Here is a 19,078-nt window from a genome sequence, read left to right on the forward strand (position 1 = left end):
ACTTACTTTCGATTCGCGTACTGGCGCCACACATCGCCCACGGCCACGGCGGCACGGGATTTCGACACGTCGTGCACGCGCACCGCCCAGGCGCCGTGCTCGGCGGCGAGCGCGCTCAGCGCCGCGGTGGCGTCGTCTCGCGCCGCCATATCGGGGCCGGCCCCGTCCTCGCCGTCGATGCCCGCCCCGGCGAGGATCGCGGTGACGAAACGTTTGCGGGACTGTCCTATGAGCACCGGATACCCGGTGGCGCGGAACGCGTCAAGTCCCGCGAGCAGCGGCAGATTGTGTTCGATGCCGGGTTTGGAGAAGCCGAGGCCGGGATCGATGATCACGCGCTCCGGTTCGACGCCGGCGGCGAGCACGTCGTCGACCTGACGCATGAGTTCGTCGCGCACGTCGTTGAGCACGCCGTGCTCGTAGTGCGAGGTATCGGCGTCGGGGGTTGCGCCGTGGGATCCGGCGAGCCAGCCGCGCCAGTGCTGCACGATGTAGAGGCAGTCGTGATCGGCGACGACGTGCTGCAGTTCGCGGTCGAGCGTGCCGCCGGAGACGTCGTTGATGATCTGCGCGCCCTCGTCGAGCGCGGCCTTCGCGACCGATGCGCGCGTGGTGTCGATGGACAGCGTCACTCCGGTGGGGGCAAGCGCCTTGACCGCGCCGGTGATGCGCGCCAGTTCGTCGGCTTCGGATACGCGCTTGGCGCCGGGGCGTGTGGATTCGGCGCCGATGTCGATGATGTCGGCGCCGGCGTTGGCCATGGCCCGCCCATGGTTCGCAGCCGCGACCGGGTCGAGCCAGAGCCCGCCGTCCGAGAAGGAATCCTCGGTGATGTTGAGCACGCCCATCACCAGCGTGCGATCGGTATCGTGCAATGCCCGCAGATCAACCATGATGTCCCCCTTCGTATGATTGCGTGCGATCGAGTGTGATTGCGATTCACAGCTTGCGATGATTCGGCCGTCACCTCGGCCGACTGTGCGGCGCGCCCTCACCGGCTCATGATGAGGCTCATCGCCTCCGAACGAGTGGCGGGATTGCGCAGCAGCCCGCGCACGGCCGAGGTGACCGTGCGCGCCTCGGATTTCTTGATGCCGCGCATCGACATGCACAGGTGCTCGCATTCGGTGACGACGATCACGCCGCGCGCGCCCGCGTATTCGACGAGCGCGTCGGCGATCTGCTGGGTGAGGCGCTCCTGCACCTGCGGACGGCGCGCATACACCTCGACGAGCCGGGCGAGCTTGCTCAGCCCCATCACACCGTCCTTCGCGGGGATGTACCCGACGTGGGCGACGCCGTGGAACGGCAGCAGATGATGCTCGCACACCGAATACAGCTCGATGTTCTTGACGAGCACGAGCTCGTCGGTGTCCACGTCGAAATGCTTCTCCAGCACCTGCGCGGGCGAGGAGCCGAGACCGGCGAACAGTTCGCGGCAGGCCCGGGCGATGCGGTCCGGTGTCTCCACGAGCCCCTCGCGATCGGGGTCCTCGCCGATGGATGTGAGGAAGAGGCGCACGGCTTGGCGCACTCCCTCCTCGTCGTAACCGCGGTAATCCGGGTTCGTCATCGCTCGATCACTCGCCCCGTCACTCGCCCGGCTTCATGCCGACCGAGCGCTTGAGCGATTCGGGGATCTCGACCGGCGGGCGGTCCGAGTCGGGGCGCTGGTCGTCGGACAGCCACACCTGACGGACCGGGGCCTTCTTGATCGGCGCGAAGATCTCGGCCAGTTCCTTCTCGTTCAGCGTCTCCTTGACGAGCAGCTGGCGGACGAGTTCGTCGAGGATGTCGCGGTTGTCGTTGATGATCTTCCACGCCTCGGTGTGCGCGGTCTCGACGAGCTTCAGCACCTCCTCGTCGATGATCTCGGCGGTCTGGTTCGAGTACTTGTGCGGCCCGATGCCGTTGAGGTCCGAGCCCTGATCGTCGTCATCGGCCCACTTGATGGCGCCGAGCTTCGCGGAGAAGCCGTACTGGGTGATCATCGTGCGGGCGATCTTCGTCGCCTTCTCGATGTCGTTGGACGCGCCGGTGGTCGGGTCGTGGAACACGATCTCCTCGGCGGTGCGGCCGCCCATCGCGTACGCCATCTGATCGAGCAGCTGGTTGCGCGACTGGGAGTAGCGGTCGGAGGTCGGCATCACGGCGGTGTAGCCGAGCGCGCGGCCACGCGGCAGGATCGTCACCTTGGTGACCGGGTCCGTGTTGTGCAGCGCGGCGGCGACGAGCGCGTGGCCGCCCTCGTGGTACGCGGTGTTGCGCAGCTCGTCCAGGGCCATGCCCTTCGACTTGCGCTTCGGGCCGGCCTGGACGCGGTCGATCGCCTCGTCGATGGCGCGGTTGTCGATCAGCTGGGCGCCGGCGCGGGCGCACAGGAGGGCCGCCTCGTTGAGCACGTTGGCGAGGTCGGCGCCGGTGAAGCCCGGCGTGCGCACGGCGACCATGTGCAGGTCGACGTCCGGCACGAACGGCTTGCCCTTGGCGTGAACCTTGAGGATCGCCTCGCGGCCTTCGAGGTCCGGGGCGGCGACGCCGACCTGACGGTCGAAGCGGCCCGGACGCAGCAGGGCCGGGTCGAGCACGTCGGGGCGGTTGGTGGCCGCGATGATGATCAAGTTGGTGTCGTTGTCGAAGCCGTCCATCTCGACGAGCAGCTGGTTCAGGGTCTGCTCGCGCTCGTCGTGGCCGCCGCCCATGCCGGAACCGCGCTTGCGGCCGACGGCGTCGATCTCGTCGATGAAGATGATGGCCGGGGCGTTCTTCTTCGCCTCGTCGAACAGGTCACGCACGCGGGAGGCGCCGAGGCCGACGAACATCTCGACGAAGTCGGAACCGGCCATCGCGTAGAACGGCACGCCCGCCTCGCCGGCGATGGCTCGCGCGAGCAGCGTCTTACCGGTACCCGGAGGGCCGTACAGCAACACGCCGCGCGGGATGCGCGCGCCGAGCGCCTTGTACTTGGACGGGTCCTTGAGGAAGTCCTTGATCTCCTCGACCTCGGCCAGGGCCTCATCCTCGCCGGCGACGTCGGAGAACTTGGTGGTCGGGGTCTGGCCTTCGAGCAGCTTGCCGTTGTTCTTCTTGCCGCCCATGCCGAGCATGCCGCCGGCGCCGCCCATGCGGCTCATCATCCACCAGAACAGGGCGAAGAAGATGATGAACGGCAGGATCGAGCTGATGAGGTAGCTCATCATGCTCGTCTGCTCGATGTCGGCGCTCCAGCCCTTGGAGGGCTCCGCGTTCTCGACGGCCTTGAGGATATCCTGACCCTGCGCGAACGTGTAGTAGAACTGCACCTTCTGACCGTAGTTGTGGTCCTTGCCGGTGTCGGGGTCCTTCTTGGTGTAGTCGGCCTTGAGGTCGAGCGTCACCTTCTGCTTGTTGTCGACGATCTTGGCGTAGTCGACCTGCCCGTTCTTGAGCAGCTGCAGGCCGTCCTTCGTGTCGATGGTCTGCGTGCCGGTGCCCGTGAACATCTGGAACATCAGCGCGACCATCACGACGATCACCGCGCCCCACAGCCACGGCGACTGCCAGAACGGCCTGTTGCCGTTCCCGTTGCCCTTGCCGCCGCGGTTGTTCCCGTTGCCGTCATTGCCGTTGCGACGGAACGGGTTGTTGAACGGGTTGCCGTTCCCGTTGTTCGGGTTGTTCGGCTGCCCCGGCCCCTGAGGGAAGCTCATGCCTGTTCTCCTTGATATACCGACGGCTTCAGCACCGCGATCGAATCGAGGTTGCGGTAACGCTCGTCGTAGTCCAGACCGAATCCGACGACGAACTCGTCGGGGATCTCACGGCCCTTGTACTTCACATGCACATCCACCTCGCGGCGGGCCGGCTTCTCGAGCAACGCGAAGATCTCGACCGATGCGGCCCCGCGGCGCTTCAGCTCCCCGACCAGCCACGCGAGCGTATGGCCTGAATCGATAATATCCTCGACGATCAGAATGTGCCGACCGCGAACATCGGTCGACAGATCCTGACGGATCGTCACGGTTCCGCTCGATTCGGTGCCCGAGCCGTAGCTCGACAGGCTCATGAAATCAAGCTGGCACGGGATGGACAGCGCCTGCGAGAACGCGGCGATCGTGTTCACCGCGCCCTTGAGCACGGCGATGACCAACGGATTCTTGCCGCGGTAGTCCTCGCTTGCCTGCGCGGCGGCATGGTTGATGATGCCCTGGATCTCTTCTTTGCTGACCAGCTCGTGGTCGATGTCGTCTTGTACGTCAGCGATTCGCATGCCCACCATCTTGGCACACGCGAATGACGTGTTTCTGAGCGAAACCTGAATGAATTCAGAGTATTTCGCGGTTCGGGGACGTCAGAGTTTCGCGAGTCCTGCGGCGAACTGGTCGATCGCCTTGTTGGCGGACCACGCGTTGGGGACGTTGTTGACGATCACCGCGAAGGCGAGCACCCCGCCTCCGGCGAGCGAGACGCTGCCGGCCAGCGAGCGCACGCCTTCGAGCGAACCGGTCTTGACGCGGATGAGCCCACGGGTGGAGTCGTCAGCCACGCGGGTGCGGGCGGTGCCGACCAGTCCCGGCACCGACAGGCCCTCGAGCGCGGCCGCGGCCGGGTCGGACGGTTCGACGAGCCTCGACTGCACCTGGACGAGGGTGTCCGCGGTCAGGCGCGTGCCGGGGGCGAGCCCGGAACAGCTGCTCAGCACGAGTCCGTCCGTGGTGATCCCATGCTCCTTGAGCACCGTCTCGACGGCCTTGGAGTCGCCGGCGATGGAGTTGCCGGTGCCGAGTTTCAGCGCGGTGAGCCGGCCGAAGAGCTGGGCCAGCGTGTTGTCGGAGTGGCGCAGCATGAACGCCATGACCTCGTTGAGCGGCGCGGAGCTGACCGAGGCGATGCGGTTGTCGGTGCGCTGCCCGGTCACGTCGGTGGAGTCGGTGACGGTGATGCCGCGCTCGGTCAGCAGCGTCCTGAACACGTTCGCGGCGTCGGCGGCGGGATGCTCGGACAGGACCGGGTATTCGGTGAAGGAGTCCTTGTCCTGGCTTTCGAGGCCGGTCCAGTCGCGCCCGCCGTCGATCGCCATCGAGGCGAGGGCCGTGTAGTAGCGGTGTTCGGCGTTGTTCTCGATGATGTTGGCCGGCGTGCGGTCGTCGCCGAACAGGGAGTCGTCCGTCGCGAGCGCGACGTGGTCGACGCCTTCGGCCTTGAGCGCGGCGACGGTCCGGTCGGCGAGGGTGGCGAGCCCGGCGCGCCCGTTGATGTGCGTGGGGTCGCTCTGCCCCGCCCCGAGAAGCATGTCGCCGTTGCCTTTGAGCACGATCGTGGGGTCGGAGCCGGTGCGGGTCAGGTAGACCTCGGTGTCGAGCGTGCCGCCCATCTCCAGCGTGCTCGCCGCGGCGTAGGCGGTCAGCGTCTTGGTGGTGGACGCGGGTTCGCGCGCGGTGGTCGACTCGTGTTCGGCGATCACGCGCCCGTTGCCGTCGGCCACGGCGACGGAGAAGTCGGTGCCCATGCCCTCGGCCTTGCCGAGTTCGTCGATGAGCTGGGCGACCTTGGCCTTGTCCACGTCGGCGTCGAGGTTCACCTTCCCCGACACCTGGGCGGCGGCGCGGGCGGTCGCGGGATCGGGGTACCGGCGTACGGTGGCGTCGCGCAAGGTGAGCAGGCCCGGCGCGACGTCCGTGACGTCCGCCGCCGTGTAGCCGATGCCCAGCGCGAGCATCAGGACCACGCAGGTGGTGCACACCGCGACGCGATGGCCCGTCCGCCGGCCGTTGCTCCGACTCATTCCGCCCCCTTCCGCGCCCCCGCGTTCCGGGACACGCATACATGACTTGCCGCGCGGCGTACGGTCCTGCTGCCGCTTCCTCTACTTCTGCAGGGAGGCGAACTCGTCCAACGTGCCGAGGATGCCGACCGCGCGCGCATCCAACAGCTTACCGCCAAGCCATGTACCGAGCGCGAGCGCACCCGTTCCGTTCACCAGCGCGGCCACGGCGATGGCCATCGTGGCGCCCGGAGCGCCGAACGTGTGCATGACGAGCGTGACGAGTGCGACGATGCCGGCGGGCAGCATGACGAGCACCGTGCCGAACATGTGCACGAACGGGAACACGCCCTGCGCGACGGCGCGTCCCTGCGGCGAGGAGAAGGGGCGATCGATGTCGGGCGCGGGGTAGAGCAGGACGGTCGAGACGATCTCCGCCAGTCCGAGCGAGGCGAACGCCACGCCGATGCCGACCGCCAGACAGCCCAGTCCCATCGCGATCCCCGCCTGCGTGCGCCAGTCGCCGGTGATCGCAAACAGCAGGACGGCGAGCACGAACAGGTAGATGACGGCGAACGCCGCGAGCACGCGCACACGGCCGAGACGGTCATCCCCTCCCCGCACACCGCAGATCACCTCCATGGCGAAACCGGTGCCGTCATAGGCGATGCCGTTGCCCTCGACCATCATCATGAACACTCCCAGCCAGGTGAGCGACTGCCATGCCATGAACGAACCGCCCATGGCACGCGACTGAACAAGGCATGCGGCAACCAGGATGATCGGCATGACGAACAACATGGCCTGACGCGGGTCGCGTTTGAGATAGGTGAACAGTCGCGCGGAGACGGCTCCGGACACGCTGTCCGGCATATGGGAGAAATCGCCCAGTCCGGCCTTGACCTTGCTGGACGTGTCGGCTCCGCGCGTCAGACGCTGGCGTCCGAGACACCAAGTGGAGACGCGGAAGCAGATCGTCCAGGTGGCGGCGAGGATGGCCAGGTGGATCAGCAGCGGCGCCCATGCGCCGGTAGCAACGTCGAACGGCAGTCGGAAGGCGGCACCGAACGGGGTGAACGAGAGCAGCCGGGCCGATCCGGCGTACGGTATGTCGCCGGTATCAAGCGGATTGGATGCCGGGACGTCGTCTGCCGCAACGGCACCGGTGGGCAGCAACGACGACAGCTGGAGCGGCGCGATGAACAGGACGATGACGACAAGGTAGAACAGCGTCTTGCCGCGCACCGTGGTAACGAGCGTGGTAACGAGCGATAGGACCATCTTCGCGCAGCACACGGTCGTAATGACGACGAACAGCGCCGATACGATGCCGACGAGCACGACGATCCAGCCGAGCTGACGGTAGATGAACGCAAGGGCGACAAGGGCCGCCGCGGCGATGATCGAAACCGGTCCGGACAATCCGGCGGCGAGCAGCGCCCATTGCAGACGGGAATCGCCAATGCCGTACAGTTCGAACCGTTGCGGGGTCATCGCGGACCCTTCGCCGATGAGCATCAGTTGGATGACGATGGCGAACAGCATCCCGATCGAGCCGATCATGACGATCACGGAGTTCAATCCGAGCAGGAAATAGGCGTGCGATGCCGGCCTCGGCATTCCCAGCAGCACGGCCAGCACGATCATGACCACCACCGCGCCGACGCCCATGGTCAGCGCCAACGCGAATCCCACGGTCTGCAGAACGGAACGGCGCAGCGCGGACAGGGTGAGCAGCCAACGCAGGCGGACGATCGCGGCGATCTCGTTCATCGTTCCGCCCTCGCCCCCTGCGTGACCGCCGGACCGGTGCCGCCGGAGGGATTGCCCGAACCATCGAGCCAGTCGAGTCTGGCCGCGGCGTGCCGACCTCCGACCAGTTGAAGGAAGCGATCCTCGAGGTCCGCGCCGGCAGCGACCTCGGCGACGGTGCCGGCCGCGCACACGCTTCCCTGGTTGATGACCGCCACATGCGTGCACATCCGTTCGATCAGAGCCATGACGTGGGAGGAGATGATGATGGTGCCGCCGGTGGCCGCGTATTCGGCGAGGATGTCCTTCAGATTCGCGCTGGAGACCGGATCGACCGATTCGAACGGCTCGTCGAGCACGAGCAGACGCGGGCTGTGGATCATGGCCGAGGCGAGGCAGATCTTCTTGACCATGCCGGTCGAATAGTCGACGACCATCTTGTCGGCCGCATCGACGAGGTCGAACGCGGCGAGTAGGTCGCGCGCACGGGCGACGGTCTCGGCGCGCCTCATGCCGCGCAGCATGCCCGCATACACGAGCAGCTGCAGGCCGGTGAGCCGGTCGAAGATCTGTGATTGCTGCGGCATCACGCCGATCATGCGCTTGGCCACGTTGACGTCGCGCCACACGTCGACGCCGAAGATCGACGCGCCGCCCATGTCCGGGGCAAGCAGGCCGGTGACCATGTTGAGCGTCGTGGTCTTGCCCGCTCCGTTCGGTCCGACCAGACCATAGAACGATCCGACCGGGATGTCGAGGGACAGCCCGGCGACGGCGGTCTTCGTGCCGAAGCGTTTGACGAGGCCGCGGATCGACACCGCCGCATGAGGGTCATAGGGCACGGGAGGAAGTTGCATGGTCTTTCACCCCTTATGTTGGATCGGCTTCCACTGCGCCTTGGAGAAGATCGCCTGGAAGGAGATCGGCACGTAGGAGAGCATGTAGATCGGGAAGCTCAGCACGTAGGCGAACAGCTCCTTGTTGGTGGCACCGATCTGGTCGCGTTCGGCCACGATCGTCAGCGCGGCGAGCCCCATCATGCCGAGCACGGCGAGCACGATGCCGTTCGCCCAGCTCGTGATGGCCCCGATCTGGCTCTGCCAGGTGACGAATCCGAACGCGGCGAACAGCATGCCGAGGGCGACGCGGAACACGGTCAGCACGGTGAACGGGCACAGCAGCAGCGTGAAGTCGACGGCCGAGAAGTCGCGTTCGCGCACGGCGCGGCGGATCAGGTACGGGCCGTAGAAGCGGAACACCTGCAGGAAGCCCTTGCTCCAGCGCAGGCGCTGGCGCCAGCTCTGGGCGAAGGTGACGGGCTGCTCGTCGTACAGGATCGCGGTGCCGCAGTAGCCGACCCGGTCGCCGTGCAGCACGGAGTCCATCGTGAACTCGAGGTCCTCGGTGAGCAGGTGGAACTTCCAGCCCTTGTTGCGCTTCATGACCTCCTTGGAGAACATGAACCCGGTGCCGCCCACATGGCAGCTGGAGCCGAAGAGCATGCGCGAGTTGTTGAGGAACCTCGATTCGCGGATGAACCACAGGGCCGAGCCGGAGGACACCCAGTTGTCGTTGAGGTTCACCGAGTTGCGGTAGCTGGTGAGGATCCTGAACCCGGAGTGGAACGCCTTGTTCATCTCCTCGAAGTAGTGGGGGTCGAGTCGGTTGTCGGCGTCGAAGACGAAGTAGGCGTCGTACGTGTCGGACAGGCCGGCGTCGATCATGTGGTCGAGCAGGTAGGTCAGCGCGTATCCCTTGCCGATCAGCTTGTCGTTGTGGCGTTCGACGACGTGGCATCCGAGCGATCGGACCAGATCGGCGGTGTTGTCGGTGCAGTTGTCGGCCACAAGCCAGATGTCGATGAGCTCGGCCGGGTAGGTCTGCTCGCGGATGCAGCCGATGAGGTTGCCGATGACCTGCTCCTCGTTGCGCGCGGAGATGAGGACGGCGTAGCGCTTGTCCATCGGCGCGTCGGGGAATCGCACGGGCTTGGAGAACAGGGACATGACGACGCATGCGATCTGGTAGATCATGCCGACGCCGCCGACGACGAACATGAGGACGTCAAGTACGGTGAGCAGGACCATCAGCGCCACCCCGCACGGGGGTTGTCGGACGCGGGCTTGGGCTCCGGATCGGACTTGGGCTCCGGGGCGGATTCCGGCTCGACGCCGGCCAGTCCGGCGGTCCCGCTCCTCCCGTCCCCGGCGCCGGCGTTGTCGACGCCGCCCAGCACGCCCTTGGGGATCGCCACGGTGGCGGAGTCGTCGTCCTCGCCGCGACGCGAACCGCGCGCGTCGCGCGAGCCGTCCGAGCCGTCCGACGGGATCGCGTAGAGCTCGTCCTGCAGGCGGCGGATCTCGTCGTTCATCGGCACGCGGTTCGTCGAGCCTCTGGCGGCGCGCGGCATGTGATCCCCGATCGGGTGGAGGACGTGCTCGCTGAACGCCTCGGACGCCTCGACGACCTTCGACTTCTTCGCGGGCGCCGGATCGGACATGAGCGGGGAGTCGACCAGCTCGTACCGGCGCGTGTAGGCGCGGAAGATGACCTGCAACGAGGCCGTCACCGGCAGGGCGAGGAACGCGCCCAGCGCGCCGAAGACCGAGCCGAAGGCAAGCACCGCAAGGAACGCGAGCGCCGCGTTGATGTCCATCGTGCGCTGCGAGATCTTCGGCGAGAGGATCAGGTTCTCGATCTGCTGGTAGATGATGATGAACACGAGCACGGCCACGGCGTACACCCAGCCGCGGCTGCCCAGCGCGAACAGCACCGGCAGGGCGCCGCCGATGTACGTGCCGACCGTCGGGATGAACTGGGAGACCACACCGCAGAACAGGGCGAGAGGCAGCCAGTACGGCACCTTGAGCACCTCGAGGAAGATGGCGGTGCATGCGGCGTTGAGCACCGCGAGGATCGAACGGGAGAACAGGAACGACGAGATCTGGTCCTGCGCGACGGTCCACACCAGGAGGAACCGGCGCTGCATGTTGGGCGCCAGCCACTGGCAGAAGGAGCGGCGCAGCTTCGGGCCGGCGGCGGAGATGTAGTACGTCGTCATCACGACGGTCATCAGGTTGAGCAGGAAGGAGAACAGCCCGCCGACCGTGCTCATCGCCGTGCCCGCGAAGTCGGTCACCCACGAGGTCTGGATGTTCTTGAGGATCTCGGAGCCGAGGTTGCCGATCTCCGGCAGCTCGAACGTGGCGTACTGGCCCACGTATTCGCGGATCTGCTCGTACATGGCCGGCAGTCCGTTGACCATGGCGATCATCTGCTGGACGAACATGCTGCCGAATAGCGACAGCAGCACGATGATGACGATCGCGACCACGGTCAGCGCGAACGCGGAGGCGACGCCGCGCTTCCAGCCGTGTCTGACGAGCGAGATCACCATCGGCTCGACCGCGAGCGCCAGGAACAGGGAGATGATGATGTCGAGCACCAGATAGGAGATCTGGCCCCACGACCGCCAGCAGAAGGCGAAGACGACGATCGCGATGGCGATGTACAGCAGGCCTCGCCCGAACCATTCGGGGGGTCTGCGGGGATCGCCCTTGGCCGGGAACAGGGTGCCGAAGTCCCACCGCTGTTCGGTGTCCGCGGTGTCGCTGGTGCTGCCGGCACCGCTGGTGCCACTGGTATCGCTGCCATATTCGCGCGCGCTTTGACTCATGGCTCCCCATTGTAGCGACGGGTGCGATGCCGCCGATAGCCTGGTCGGTGGTCAGTCGCGGCGGGACTGCGCAATAGCCCGCCTCGGCGATGGATGCGGACCGGACCGCGGACCGGACGCGGACGACGGGTGTATACCCGCTCATTTATTCTGAAGGCATGCTGAACGTCTCGATCGTCATCCCGGCCTGGAACGAGTCCGAACGCATCGCCGACTGTCTGCTCAACACGATCCGGCAGACCGTGATGCCCTACGAGGTGCTGGTGGTTGACAACCGCTCCACCGACGATACCTGCCAAGTGGTCGAACGCTTCATGAAGGAGCATCCCGAGGCCCCGATCAAACTGCTGCATCAGAACGCGGAGCAGGGCCTCATCCCCACGCGCAACTACGGTCTCGACCACGCGACCGGCGACGTGCTCGGTCGTTTCGACGCCGACTGCATGATCAAACCCGACTGGGTCGAGGTCGTCTCCGGCATCTTCACCGAGGACCCGAACGCGATGGGCGCGACCGGCCCTGTGATGTACTACGACATGCCGTCACGCCATTTCGGACTCAAGGGCGACAATTCGATCCGCAAGCGCATCTACCGCGCGGACGGCGGCCAGCCGCTGCTGTTCGGCTCGAACATGGCGCTGCGGGCCTCCGCATGGCATGAGATCGCCGGCGAGGTGTGCCGGGACAAGGCCGACGTGATGCACGAGGACATCGACATCTCCCTGCATCTGATCGGCAAGGGGCTCAAGACCGTGTACTCGCCGCGCATGATCGCCGGCATGAGCGCGCGTCGCATGGACACGTCGCTGAGCTCGTTCCTCAACTACATGCGCCGGTTCAGGAACACGTTCGACGCGCACCCGCAGCATTGGCGCAAGCACAAGCCGGAGATCCTGTTCACGGCCATGTACCCCGCGATGCACCTGTTCTACCCGGTGTGGCAGAAGGTGCTCAACACGGCCGACATCAACCCGGCCGAGGCCGCGTGGATCAACGAGCAGATGGAGCTCGCCGAGAAGGAGGGCCACGAGCTCTACGACGAGACCCCCACCGACGAGGTCTACGACGAGAAGCACGAGGAACGCGAGGAGAAGGCCGAGCGGGCCGAGAAATCCAAACGCGAGCACCACGGCAAGTAGTCGCATCCCTCGGCTCCCCTTGTCAGGACGTTGCCGTGAAACAAACAGCGGAAGCTGTTTGTAGGCAACGTGCGAGTCGACAGGCGAGCCAGCAGAACGCGCGCGCAGCGCGTCCGTAATTGCAGGACGAGCTGGACGCGAAGCGGCCTGAGGGGTAGTTCCCCACCAGCGTATTTTCGGTGCGGTAAATGAATGGGCGGCGAGTCCCACAACGGGGATTCGCCGCCCATTCGCGTATTCAGACGTTCATGCCCTCAGACCAGATCCCGGATCACATCAGCGAGGTGTAGATCTTCAGGATGTCCTCCTCGGTGGCCTTGCGCGGGTTGCCCGGGGTGCACACGTCGTTGAACGCGTCGTGGGCGAGCGGGGCGAGATCGGCCTCGGTGGCGCCGACCTCGGAGATCGTGGTCGGGTTCTTGAGGTCGACGGTCAGCTTGTGGACGGCCTGCACGGCCTCCTCGCGGACCTTCTCCAGATCGCCGGTGTAGGCGTCCTCGACGCCGAACGCGTCGGCGATGTCACGGTACTTCTCGCCGGTGTAGTCCTTGTTGTACTCCATGACCGGGGCCAGCAGGATGCCGTTGGCGACGCCGTGCGCGACGCCGAGGCGGCCGCCCAGCGGGTGGGCCATGCCGTGGACCAGGCCGAGGCCGACGTTGGAGTAGGCCATGCCGGTGATGTAGGAGGCGTACGCCATCTGCTCGCCGGCCGGCACATCGCCGTCGGCGGACTTGGCGAGGTTCTTCGCGATCATGCGGATGGTCTGCATCGACAGGCAGTCGGACAGCGACCAGGCGCCCGGGGTGATGTAGCCCTCGATCGCGTGGGTCAGGGCGTCGAGGCCGGTGGCGACCTTGAGGCCGCGCGGCATCGAATCGGTCAGATCCGGGTCGACGAACGCGACGATCGGGATGTCGTGCGGGTCGACGGCCACGAACTTGCGCTTGTTGGCGGTGTCGGTGATCACGTAGTTGATCGTCGTCTCGGAGGCGGTGCCGGCCGTGGTCGGCACGCCGAAGATCGGGACGGACGGGTTCTTCGTGTCGGCCACGCCCTCGAGGGAGAGCACGTCGGAGAACTCCGGGTTGGCGGTGATGATGCCGATGCCCTTGCAGGTGTCCTGCGGGGAGCCGCCGCCCAGACCGATCAGGAAGTCGGCGCCCGAGGCGGCGAACTTCTCGACGCCGTCCTTGATGCACTCGACCGGCGGGTTCGGCTTGACGTTGCTGAACACCTCGTACGGCAGGCCGGCCTCGTCCAGGACCTTGGTGACCTTCTCGGCGGTGCCGGTCTCGAGCAGGACCGGATCGGTGACGATGAACGCCTTGGTGAAGCCGTGCTGCTTGGCGACGGCGGGGATCTCCTTGATGGCGCCACGGCCGAAGTAGGCGGTCTGGTTGAAAATCATGCGGTAGACCATATTGAGCTCTCCTTTGAAGCTGGTATCCTAGTCATTGCACGTAGGGACGATGCCGACGCAGGCATCTCCCGACAATCACCCAGTGTACTCGCCTTTGTGAGCGTTCACCGACATGGCGCTGGAAAATTTCGGCAATTTTTCGGAAAATACCCCAGAATCAATCCGCATGACCATGCGTTCCCCCGCATAACCATGCGTTTACCGCGCAATCACGCTCACTCTTCCCCGACCTTCCCTCCTTGCCTCTTCGCCCCCGTCCCGATGATTATTCAGACGGCGAACGGCGTTTCCCCCGAAACAACGACTTGGCCCACGGACTAAGATGAGTCTCAAAATTGGGGTTTCACACATATCCGTACGGCTTTCCCGCACGTAAGACACGGAGGTATCAACCTATGGCAAACGGCAAGTCCATGACCGTCGGCGAGATGGTGGGATTGTTCCTGGACGACGACGCGCCCGTGCGCGTGGACGCGTTCGACGGCTCCCACTTCGGCTCCCCCGACGCCGATCTCAGGGTCCGCATCACCAGCCCGCGATGCATGTACCAGCTGCTCACCCATCCGAACGAGATCGGCGTCGTGCGCGCCTACGTATTGGGGGACTTCGACGTGGACGGCATCGACTACGCCGACCCGTACCCGGCGCTACGCGCGCTGTTCTCGATGGCCAAGTACGTCAAGCCGCTGACGCCGCTGACCGTGGCCCGCGTCTCGGCCGGCATCCTGAGCCACGGCTACAGGAAGCCCCCGGTGCCGACCACCGAGGGTCCGAGCAAGTTCGACCGCATCAAGGAGGGACTGCTCCCCCACACCGAGAAGGCCGACTCCGAGACCGTCAGCTTCCACTACGACATGTCCAACGAGTTCTACGCCGACTTCCTCGGCCCCTCGATGACGTACACCTGCGCGGTGTTCGAGAACGAGGACATGAGCCTCGAGGACGCGCAGGCCAACAAGCTGCGCCTCATCCTCGACAAGCTGGGTCTTGAGCCCGGCCAGCGACTGCTCGACATCGGCTGCGGCTGGGGTTCGATGGTCATCACCGCGGCGCGCCGCGGCATCAAGGCGCTCGGCGTCACCCTGTCCAAGGAACAGGCCGAGTACGCGAACAAGTGGATCGCGCGCGAGGGTCTCACCGATCTGGCCGAGGTGCGCGTGCAGGACTACCGCGAGGTGCCCGAGCGCGACTTCGACGGCATCTGCTCGATCGGCATGATGGAGCACGTGGGGGTCAAGAACTACCAGAGCTACTTCGAGGAGATGTACAAGCTCCTCAAGCCGATGGGACGCCTGCTCAACCATCAGATCACCATCAGCCATGACAAGCCCGACGGCAAGCCCGGCACCGACGAGTTCCTCGACCGCTACATCTTCCCCGACGGCGACCTCGGCGCGCCCGGCTTCATCGAATCGCGCATCCACGACGCCGGATTCAACGTCGTGCATCAGGAGAACCTGCGCCAGCACTACGCGCTGACCCTGCACCACTGGAACCGCAACCTATCCGAGCACTGGGACGACGCGGTCAGGCAGGTCGGGTTCGAACGCGCGAAGGTGTGGGGCCTGTACATGGCCGCCTGCGCGCTCAACTTCGAACTGGACGGCATCCAGATCCACCAGTTCCTCGCCGTGCGACCCGACCGCGTCGGCCACCCGGACGGCAAGTGGTATCCGCTGCGTCCGTGGTGGAAGGCCTGATCGCTCCAGTCGCTCCGGGCAGGCACGCCTCTCAGAACTGGATGTAGTCGATCTCCTCGTGTTCTCCGGTCCCAAGCCAACGGTCCAGATCATCGGGACCGGAGAACACCATCTCGATGGCCTGCGCGACCATCAGGTTGACCCGGTCCATCGGCGTCAGGCCCTCGGAATAGCCGTACACGGGCATGCCCAACGCATGCGCGTACCCGATCTCGAACATCGTGCCGGGATCCTCGTCCATGAGGTTGGCGATGACGGCCCTGGACGAGAGGATGCCGTTGATGTCATCCCTGAAGCAGCCGTCCGGCCCGACGTCCTCGATCTGGCTGACGAACCGCGGCTTGAACAGTTTCCTGCCGTGCCGTTCGAGCACGGACTCCAACCGCTCCATGCTGTCCGACTGCTCCGGGTCGAAGAACGGTCCCGCCACGTAGAAGTCGTACGTCTTGGCGTTCGTTTCGTCATTCACCTTGGTGTCGACATTGTCGATAACGTCGATATCGTCGTTCATCTCGTCATTCACGCGCACCATTGAACATCAGCGACGGGGTCCATAGCCCCCTCGGTTCACTGTTCGGACGAAAGCCCACAATATGATCGGTATGTGAGACAAGCGCAGCGGGAATCCCCGTTCGCACCCCCAGACACCGCCAGCAAGGAGGACACGCGGGACATCCCCGCCACTGCCCGACAAAGACCTCTCGCCAAACAGGCCCACAGCGAGACGTTCCCGCCCATAACCAACGAAACCTCTCACCAAGCTGCTACAGACGAGATTCCCCCACTCGTCGATGACGGAAACCTCTCGCCAAGCCACCCTCCCCCGAGAGATTTCCGTAAGACTCTTGCAGCGAGCTCTCGTCTGGCCGCCGCTTTGTCAGTGAATGTGCTGGGTTTATGCTGGGTTGAGGGGTTTATGCTGGGTTTGTTTCCGAAATCAAGAAACCCCACAAGCCTGTGTTTGCAAGGCTTGCGGGGTTCCGCGTGGTGGCTCCGAACGGCGTCGATCCGTTGACCTAGCGATTTTCAGTCGCTCGCTCTACCAACTGAGCTACAGAGCCAATGAATGGTTTCCCATTCAAGCGACCCCGGCCGGACTTGAACCGGTGACCTCCGCCGTGACAGGGCGGCGCTCTAACCAACTGAGCTACGGGGCCGTGTTTCTCTCGCGTTTCCGTGAGGCAACAGGTAGATATATTACAGGTCTCAGCGTCTCACGCAAATCATCGGCGTGTCGCGCGGAATTCCAACGAAAAAGGGGCACAGCCGGACGCATCCGGCCATGCCCCTTGCAAGCCCTATGAAGCCTGGATCAGACGATCATGGGCAACCGACCTCAGTCAGCCTGCTTCCAGTTCTCGACGTCGATGTGGTGCTCCGGGTTGGCCTGCCAGGCCTTCCATGCGGACTCCACGATGTCCTCGACGTTGTACTTGGCGTGCCAGCCCATCTCGGTGTTGATGCGGGTCGGGTCGCCGATCAGGTGCGGCGGATCGCCGGCGCGACGGCCCTGGACGTGCTCCTCGAACGGCAGGCCGGTGACCTTCTTGAGCTCGTCGACGATCTGGCGCACGGAGGTGCCCTCGCCGGTGCCGACGTTGAAGGCGTCGTACTTGCGCTCGTCGCGGTCGAGGTACTTCAGGGCGGCGATGTGGGCGTCGGCCAGATCGGAGACGTGGATGTAGTCGCGCACGCAGGTGCCGTCCGGGGTCGGGTAGTCGTCGCCGAAGATCAGCGGGGCCTTGCCTTTCTTCAGACGGTCGAGCAGCATCGGGATGAGGTTGAGGATCGCGGGGTCCTCAAGCTCGACCGGGCCGCAGCCGGCGACGTTGAAGTAGCGCAGCGCGCAGAAGCGGATGCCGTAGCGGCCCTCGCAGGCGCGGGCCATCCACTCGCCGAACAGCTTGGTCTGGCCGTAGGGGTTGATCGGCAGCATCGGGACGACGTCCTCGGGTACCACGTCGACCGGCGGGACGCCGTAGGTGGCGGCGGAGGAGGAGAAGACGAGCTTCTTGGTCTTCTGGGACTTGCTCATGCCCGTCAGGACGTTGAGCATGCCGCCGATGTTCTGCTGGTAGTACCACAGCGGCTTCTCGACGGACTCGCCGACCTGCTTGCGGGCGGCGAAGTGGATGACGGCGTCGACGTCTTCGGCGTCGAGGATCTCGGCGAGACGGTCGCCCGCACCCGGGGCGGAGATGTCCATGCCGTAGAGGCGGGAGCCCTCGATGCGGGTGGGCTTGCCATAGCTCAGATCGTCGACGACGACGACCTTCTCACCTGCCTCGTGGAGCGCGTGGACGACGTGGGCGCCGATGTAACCGCACCCACCAGTGACGAGAACTGTCATATTCCGGCCTTTCCATTCGTGAGAGAGGCGTGCGGTTCGACTACGCGAGCCGCTGTTCGCTTCTGCTCACATTTGTTATCTTTTCGAACAATTTGAGTATAACACGTAACAGGACCGAACACACGCGATTCATCTGCAATCGTGGTGAATAATGAGATAAGCGCATATGCAGACACCAGAAAGACCGCGAGAGACGGCGGCAGACCGCGGCGGACCCGCGACAACCCCACAGAAAGGACCCCATGACCGACACCACGGCATCACCCGAAACGACCGAAACGACGGAAACCTCCCCCGTCGAGCAGTCCGCGCACCCGATGCACAAGGTGCTCTCCTTCGTGCGCCGATCGGGCCGGCTCGACGCCCGGCTCCAGCGCGCGTGGGACAACTACGCCGATGACTACCTGCTCGACATCGCGCCTGCGGCCGGATCGCTCGACGTACGCGACGGGTTCACGCTCGACCAGGACTACGTGCGCCGGACGTGGGGCAACGACAACCCGCTCACCATCGAGATCGGCACCGGTCAGGGCGAGAACGTCGTCGCGGCGGCCGAGTCCCGACCGAACGAGAACTTCCTCGCGCTCGAGGTCTACGATCCGGGCGTCGCGCACACGCTGCTGCTCGCCGGCAAGCGCGGACTGAAGAACATCCGCGTGGCCCAGGTCAACGCGCCGGAGCTGTTCAAGGCGTGCGCCGACGGCGTCGCCGCCGAGGTGTGGACGTTCTTCCCGGACCCGTGGCCCAAGATGAAGCACCACAAGCGCCGCATCGTCCAGCCGGAGCTGGCCGGCGAGATCCGCCGCACGCTGGTCGACGGCGGGGTCTGGCGCATCGCCACGGATATAGAGGACTACGCCCTGCATGTGCACGAGGTGATGGACGGCCTCGACGGATGGCGCAACGAGGGCGGGATCACCGTGAGCCTGCCGACCGGTCACGTCGGCAAGGGCAACGCCGAGCTCGCGGCGGGGCTTCCGCATGCCGACTTCTCCGAGTCCGTACGATTCGAGGGCCGTGTGCTCACCAACTTCGAGAAGAAAGGCCTCGCCGCCGGCCGTGTGATCCACGATTTCACCTACCGCAAGGCGTGACACGCCGAACCGGTATGATGATTTGCCCTATGCTGACGACTTGTGTATCCTTGCTCAAGTTGTCAGCCCCCATCGTCTAACGGTTAGGACACCAGACTTTCAATCTGACAACGAGAGTTCGACTCTCTCTGGGGGTACGGCTTCAAACCCCTTGAAAACATTGGTTTTCAAGGGGTTTCTTTTATGGTTTTGACACGCGTT

Annotated in this window: 15 protein-coding genes and 3 tRNA genes; 4 read left to right on the plus strand and 14 right to left on the minus strand. The window is 65.2% G+C overall.

Annotated elements, in window-relative coordinates; genetic code table 11:
- Positions 1-2 precede the first annotated feature (2 nt).
- From folP to CSQ85_RS05675, 9 genes are all read right to left on the minus strand, one after another.
- Positions 3-893 carry a dihydropteroate synthase gene (gene folP / locus CSQ85_RS05635; protein WP_150383227.1) on the minus strand — a complete coding sequence of 297 codons (891 nt, stop codon included), beginning with the start codon at positions 891-893 and terminating at the stop codon, positions 3-5.
- A 98-nt stretch (positions 894-991) separates the two neighbouring features.
- A complete protein-coding gene (gene folE / locus CSQ85_RS05640; protein WP_150383228.1) occupies positions 992-1,573 on the minus strand; it encodes a GTP cyclohydrolase I FolE in 582 nt (193 codons plus the stop codon).
- 19 nt (positions 1,574-1,592) lie between these two features.
- Positions 1,593-3,689 (minus strand): ATP-dependent zinc metalloprotease FtsH, encoded by a 2,097-nt coding sequence (gene ftsH / locus CSQ85_RS05645; protein ID WP_150383229.1) that lies wholly within the window; start codon positions 3,687-3,689, stop codon positions 1,593-1,595.
- Positions 3,686-4,258 (minus strand): hypoxanthine phosphoribosyltransferase, encoded by a 573-nt coding sequence (hpt, locus tag CSQ85_RS05650; RefSeq protein WP_150383230.1) that lies wholly within the window; start codon positions 4,256-4,258, stop codon positions 3,686-3,688. The genes ftsH and hpt overlap by 4 nt, the downstream gene beginning before the upstream one ends.
- 72 nt (positions 4,259-4,330) lie before the next feature.
- The gene (locus tag CSQ85_RS05655; protein WP_223846861.1) at positions 4,331-5,764 is read right to left on the minus strand and encodes a D-alanyl-D-alanine carboxypeptidase/D-alanyl-D-alanine-endopeptidase; all 1,434 of its coding nucleotides are present in this window, start codon (positions 5,762-5,764) and stop codon (positions 4,331-4,333) included.
- An 81-nt stretch (positions 5,765-5,845) separates the two neighbouring features.
- Complete coding sequence (locus CSQ85_RS05660) at positions 5,846-7,516, minus strand: ABC transporter permease (RefSeq protein WP_150383231.1); 1,671 nt, start codon at positions 7,514-7,516, stop codon at positions 5,846-5,848.
- Positions 7,513-8,352 carry an ABC transporter ATP-binding protein gene (locus CSQ85_RS05665; protein ID WP_150383232.1) on the minus strand — a complete coding sequence of 280 codons (840 nt, stop codon included), beginning with the start codon at positions 8,350-8,352 and terminating at the stop codon, positions 7,513-7,515. Before CSQ85_RS05665 ends, CSQ85_RS05660 begins: the two co-directional genes overlap by 4 nt.
- A gap of 6 nt (positions 8,353-8,358) precedes the next feature.
- Entirely contained in the window at positions 8,359-9,582 is a 1,224-nt protein-coding gene (locus CSQ85_RS05670; RefSeq protein ID WP_150383233.1) for a glycosyltransferase family 2 protein, read from the minus strand.
- Positions 9,582-11,171: an AI-2E family transporter gene (locus CSQ85_RS05675; protein ID WP_150383234.1), complete on the minus strand. Its 1,590-nt coding sequence runs from the start codon at positions 11,169-11,171 to the stop codon at positions 9,582-9,584. The genes CSQ85_RS05670 and CSQ85_RS05675 overlap by 1 nt, the downstream gene beginning before the upstream one ends.
- Before the next feature lie 158 nt (positions 11,172-11,329).
- On the opposite strand from CSQ85_RS05675, the gene CSQ85_RS05680 reads away from it, so the two are divergent.
- Positions 11,330-12,310, plus strand: a complete 981-nt coding sequence (locus CSQ85_RS05680) for a glycosyltransferase (protein WP_150383235.1) — start codon at positions 11,330-11,332, stop codon at positions 12,308-12,310.
- A 271-nt stretch (positions 12,311-12,581) separates the two neighbouring features.
- Here the strand turns inward: CSQ85_RS05680 and fucO are convergent, their stop codons facing one another.
- Positions 12,582-13,733: a lactaldehyde reductase gene (gene fucO, locus CSQ85_RS05685; protein ID WP_107041266.1), complete on the minus strand. Its 1,152-nt coding sequence runs from the start codon at positions 13,731-13,733 to the stop codon at positions 12,582-12,584.
- Between the two features lie 395 nt (positions 13,734-14,128).
- Here fucO and CSQ85_RS05690 point away from each other — a divergent pair, with 395 nt between their 5' ends.
- Positions 14,129-15,433, plus strand: a complete 1,305-nt coding sequence (locus CSQ85_RS05690) for a class I SAM-dependent methyltransferase (RefSeq protein WP_150383236.1) — start codon at positions 14,129-14,131, stop codon at positions 15,431-15,433.
- A gap of 31 nt (positions 15,434-15,464) precedes the next feature.
- Here CSQ85_RS05690 and CSQ85_RS05695 read toward each other — a convergent pair whose 3' ends face one another.
- The 4 genes from CSQ85_RS05695 to galE all read right to left on the minus strand — a co-directional run bounded on the left by CSQ85_RS05695 (position 15,465) and on the right by galE (position 17,783).
- Positions 15,465-15,944 (minus strand): nucleoside 2-deoxyribosyltransferase, encoded by a 480-nt coding sequence (locus CSQ85_RS05695; protein ID WP_150383260.1) that lies wholly within the window; start codon positions 15,942-15,944, stop codon positions 15,465-15,467.
- A 474-nt stretch (positions 15,945-16,418) separates the two neighbouring features.
- A tRNA-Phe gene (locus tag CSQ85_RS05700) sits at positions 16,419-16,494 on the minus strand.
- A 22-nt stretch (positions 16,495-16,516) separates the two neighbouring features.
- Positions 16,517-16,590 (minus strand) — tRNA-Asp (locus CSQ85_RS05705).
- Positions 16,591-16,769: 179 nt separating this feature from the next.
- Positions 16,770-17,783, minus strand: a complete 1,014-nt coding sequence (galE, locus tag CSQ85_RS05710; protein ID WP_107041264.1) for a UDP-glucose 4-epimerase GalE — start codon at positions 17,781-17,783, stop codon at positions 16,770-16,772.
- A 242-nt stretch (positions 17,784-18,025) separates the two neighbouring features.
- On the opposite strand from galE, the gene trmB reads away from it, so the two are divergent.
- Together trmB and CSQ85_RS05720 are read left to right on the plus strand one after the other, a co-directional pair.
- Positions 18,026-18,877: a tRNA (guanosine(46)-N7)-methyltransferase TrmB gene (trmB, locus tag CSQ85_RS05715; RefSeq protein ID WP_150383237.1), complete on the plus strand. Its 852-nt coding sequence runs from the start codon at positions 18,026-18,028 to the stop codon at positions 18,875-18,877.
- Between the two features lie 65 nt (positions 18,878-18,942).
- Positions 18,943-19,014, plus strand: a tRNA-Glu gene (locus CSQ85_RS05720).
- The last annotated feature ends 64 nt before the right edge of the window (positions 19,015-19,078 follow it).

Source organism: Bifidobacterium rousetti, assembly GCF_008698235.1.
GTDB lineage: Bacteria > Actinomycetota > Actinomycetes > Actinomycetales > Bifidobacteriaceae > Bifidobacterium > Bifidobacterium rousetti.

Excerpts from the sequence above, each read along its gene's own strand:
- CSQ85_RS05665 (WP_150383232.1), bottom strand. The coding sequence starts at position 8,352 with ATGCAACTTCCTCCCGTGCCCTATGACCCTCATGCGGCGGTGTCGATC.
- fucO (WP_107041266.1), bottom strand. The coding sequence starts at position 13,733 with ATGGTCTACCGCATGATTTTCAACCAGACCGCCTACTTCGGCCGTGGC.
- hpt (WP_150383230.1), bottom strand. The coding sequence starts at position 4,258 with ATGGTGGGCATGCGAATCGCTGACGTACAAGACGACATCGACCACGAG.
- CSQ85_RS05695 (WP_150383260.1), bottom strand. The coding sequence starts at position 15,944 with ATGAACGACGATATCGACGTTATCGACAATGTCGACACCAAGGTGAAT.
- galE (WP_107041264.1), bottom strand. The coding sequence starts at position 17,783 with ATGACAGTTCTCGTCACTGGTGGGTGCGGTTACATCGGCGCCCACGTC.
- folP (WP_150383227.1), bottom strand. The coding sequence starts at position 893 with ATGGTTGATCTGCGGGCATTGCACGATACCGATCGCACGCTGGTGATG.
- CSQ85_RS05660 (WP_150383231.1), bottom strand. The coding sequence starts at position 7,516 with ATGAACGAGATCGCCGCGATCGTCCGCCTGCGTTGGCTGCTCACCCTG.
- CSQ85_RS05680 (WP_150383235.1), top strand. The coding sequence starts at position 11,330 with ATGCTGAACGTCTCGATCGTCATCCCGGCCTGGAACGAGTCCGAACGC.
- CSQ85_RS05670 (WP_150383233.1), bottom strand. The coding sequence starts at position 9,582 with ATGGTCCTGCTCACCGTACTTGACGTCCTCATGTTCGTCGTCGGCGGC.
- folE (WP_150383228.1), bottom strand. The coding sequence starts at position 1,573 with ATGACGAACCCGGATTACCGCGGTTACGACGAGGAGGGAGTGCGCCAA.
- CSQ85_RS05690 (WP_150383236.1), top strand. The coding sequence starts at position 14,129 with ATGGCAAACGGCAAGTCCATGACCGTCGGCGAGATGGTGGGATTGTTC.
- CSQ85_RS05675 (WP_150383234.1), bottom strand. The coding sequence starts at position 11,171 with ATGAGTCAAAGCGCGCGCGAATATGGCAGCGATACCAGTGGCACCAGC.
- ftsH (WP_150383229.1), bottom strand. The coding sequence starts at position 3,689 with ATGAGCTTCCCTCAGGGGCCGGGGCAGCCGAACAACCCGAACAACGGG.
- CSQ85_RS05655 (WP_223846861.1), bottom strand. The coding sequence starts at position 5,764 with ATGAGTCGGAGCAACGGCCGGCGGACGGGCCATCGCGTCGCGGTGTGC.
- trmB (WP_150383237.1), top strand. The coding sequence starts at position 18,026 with ATGACCGACACCACGGCATCACCCGAAACGACCGAAACGACGGAAACC.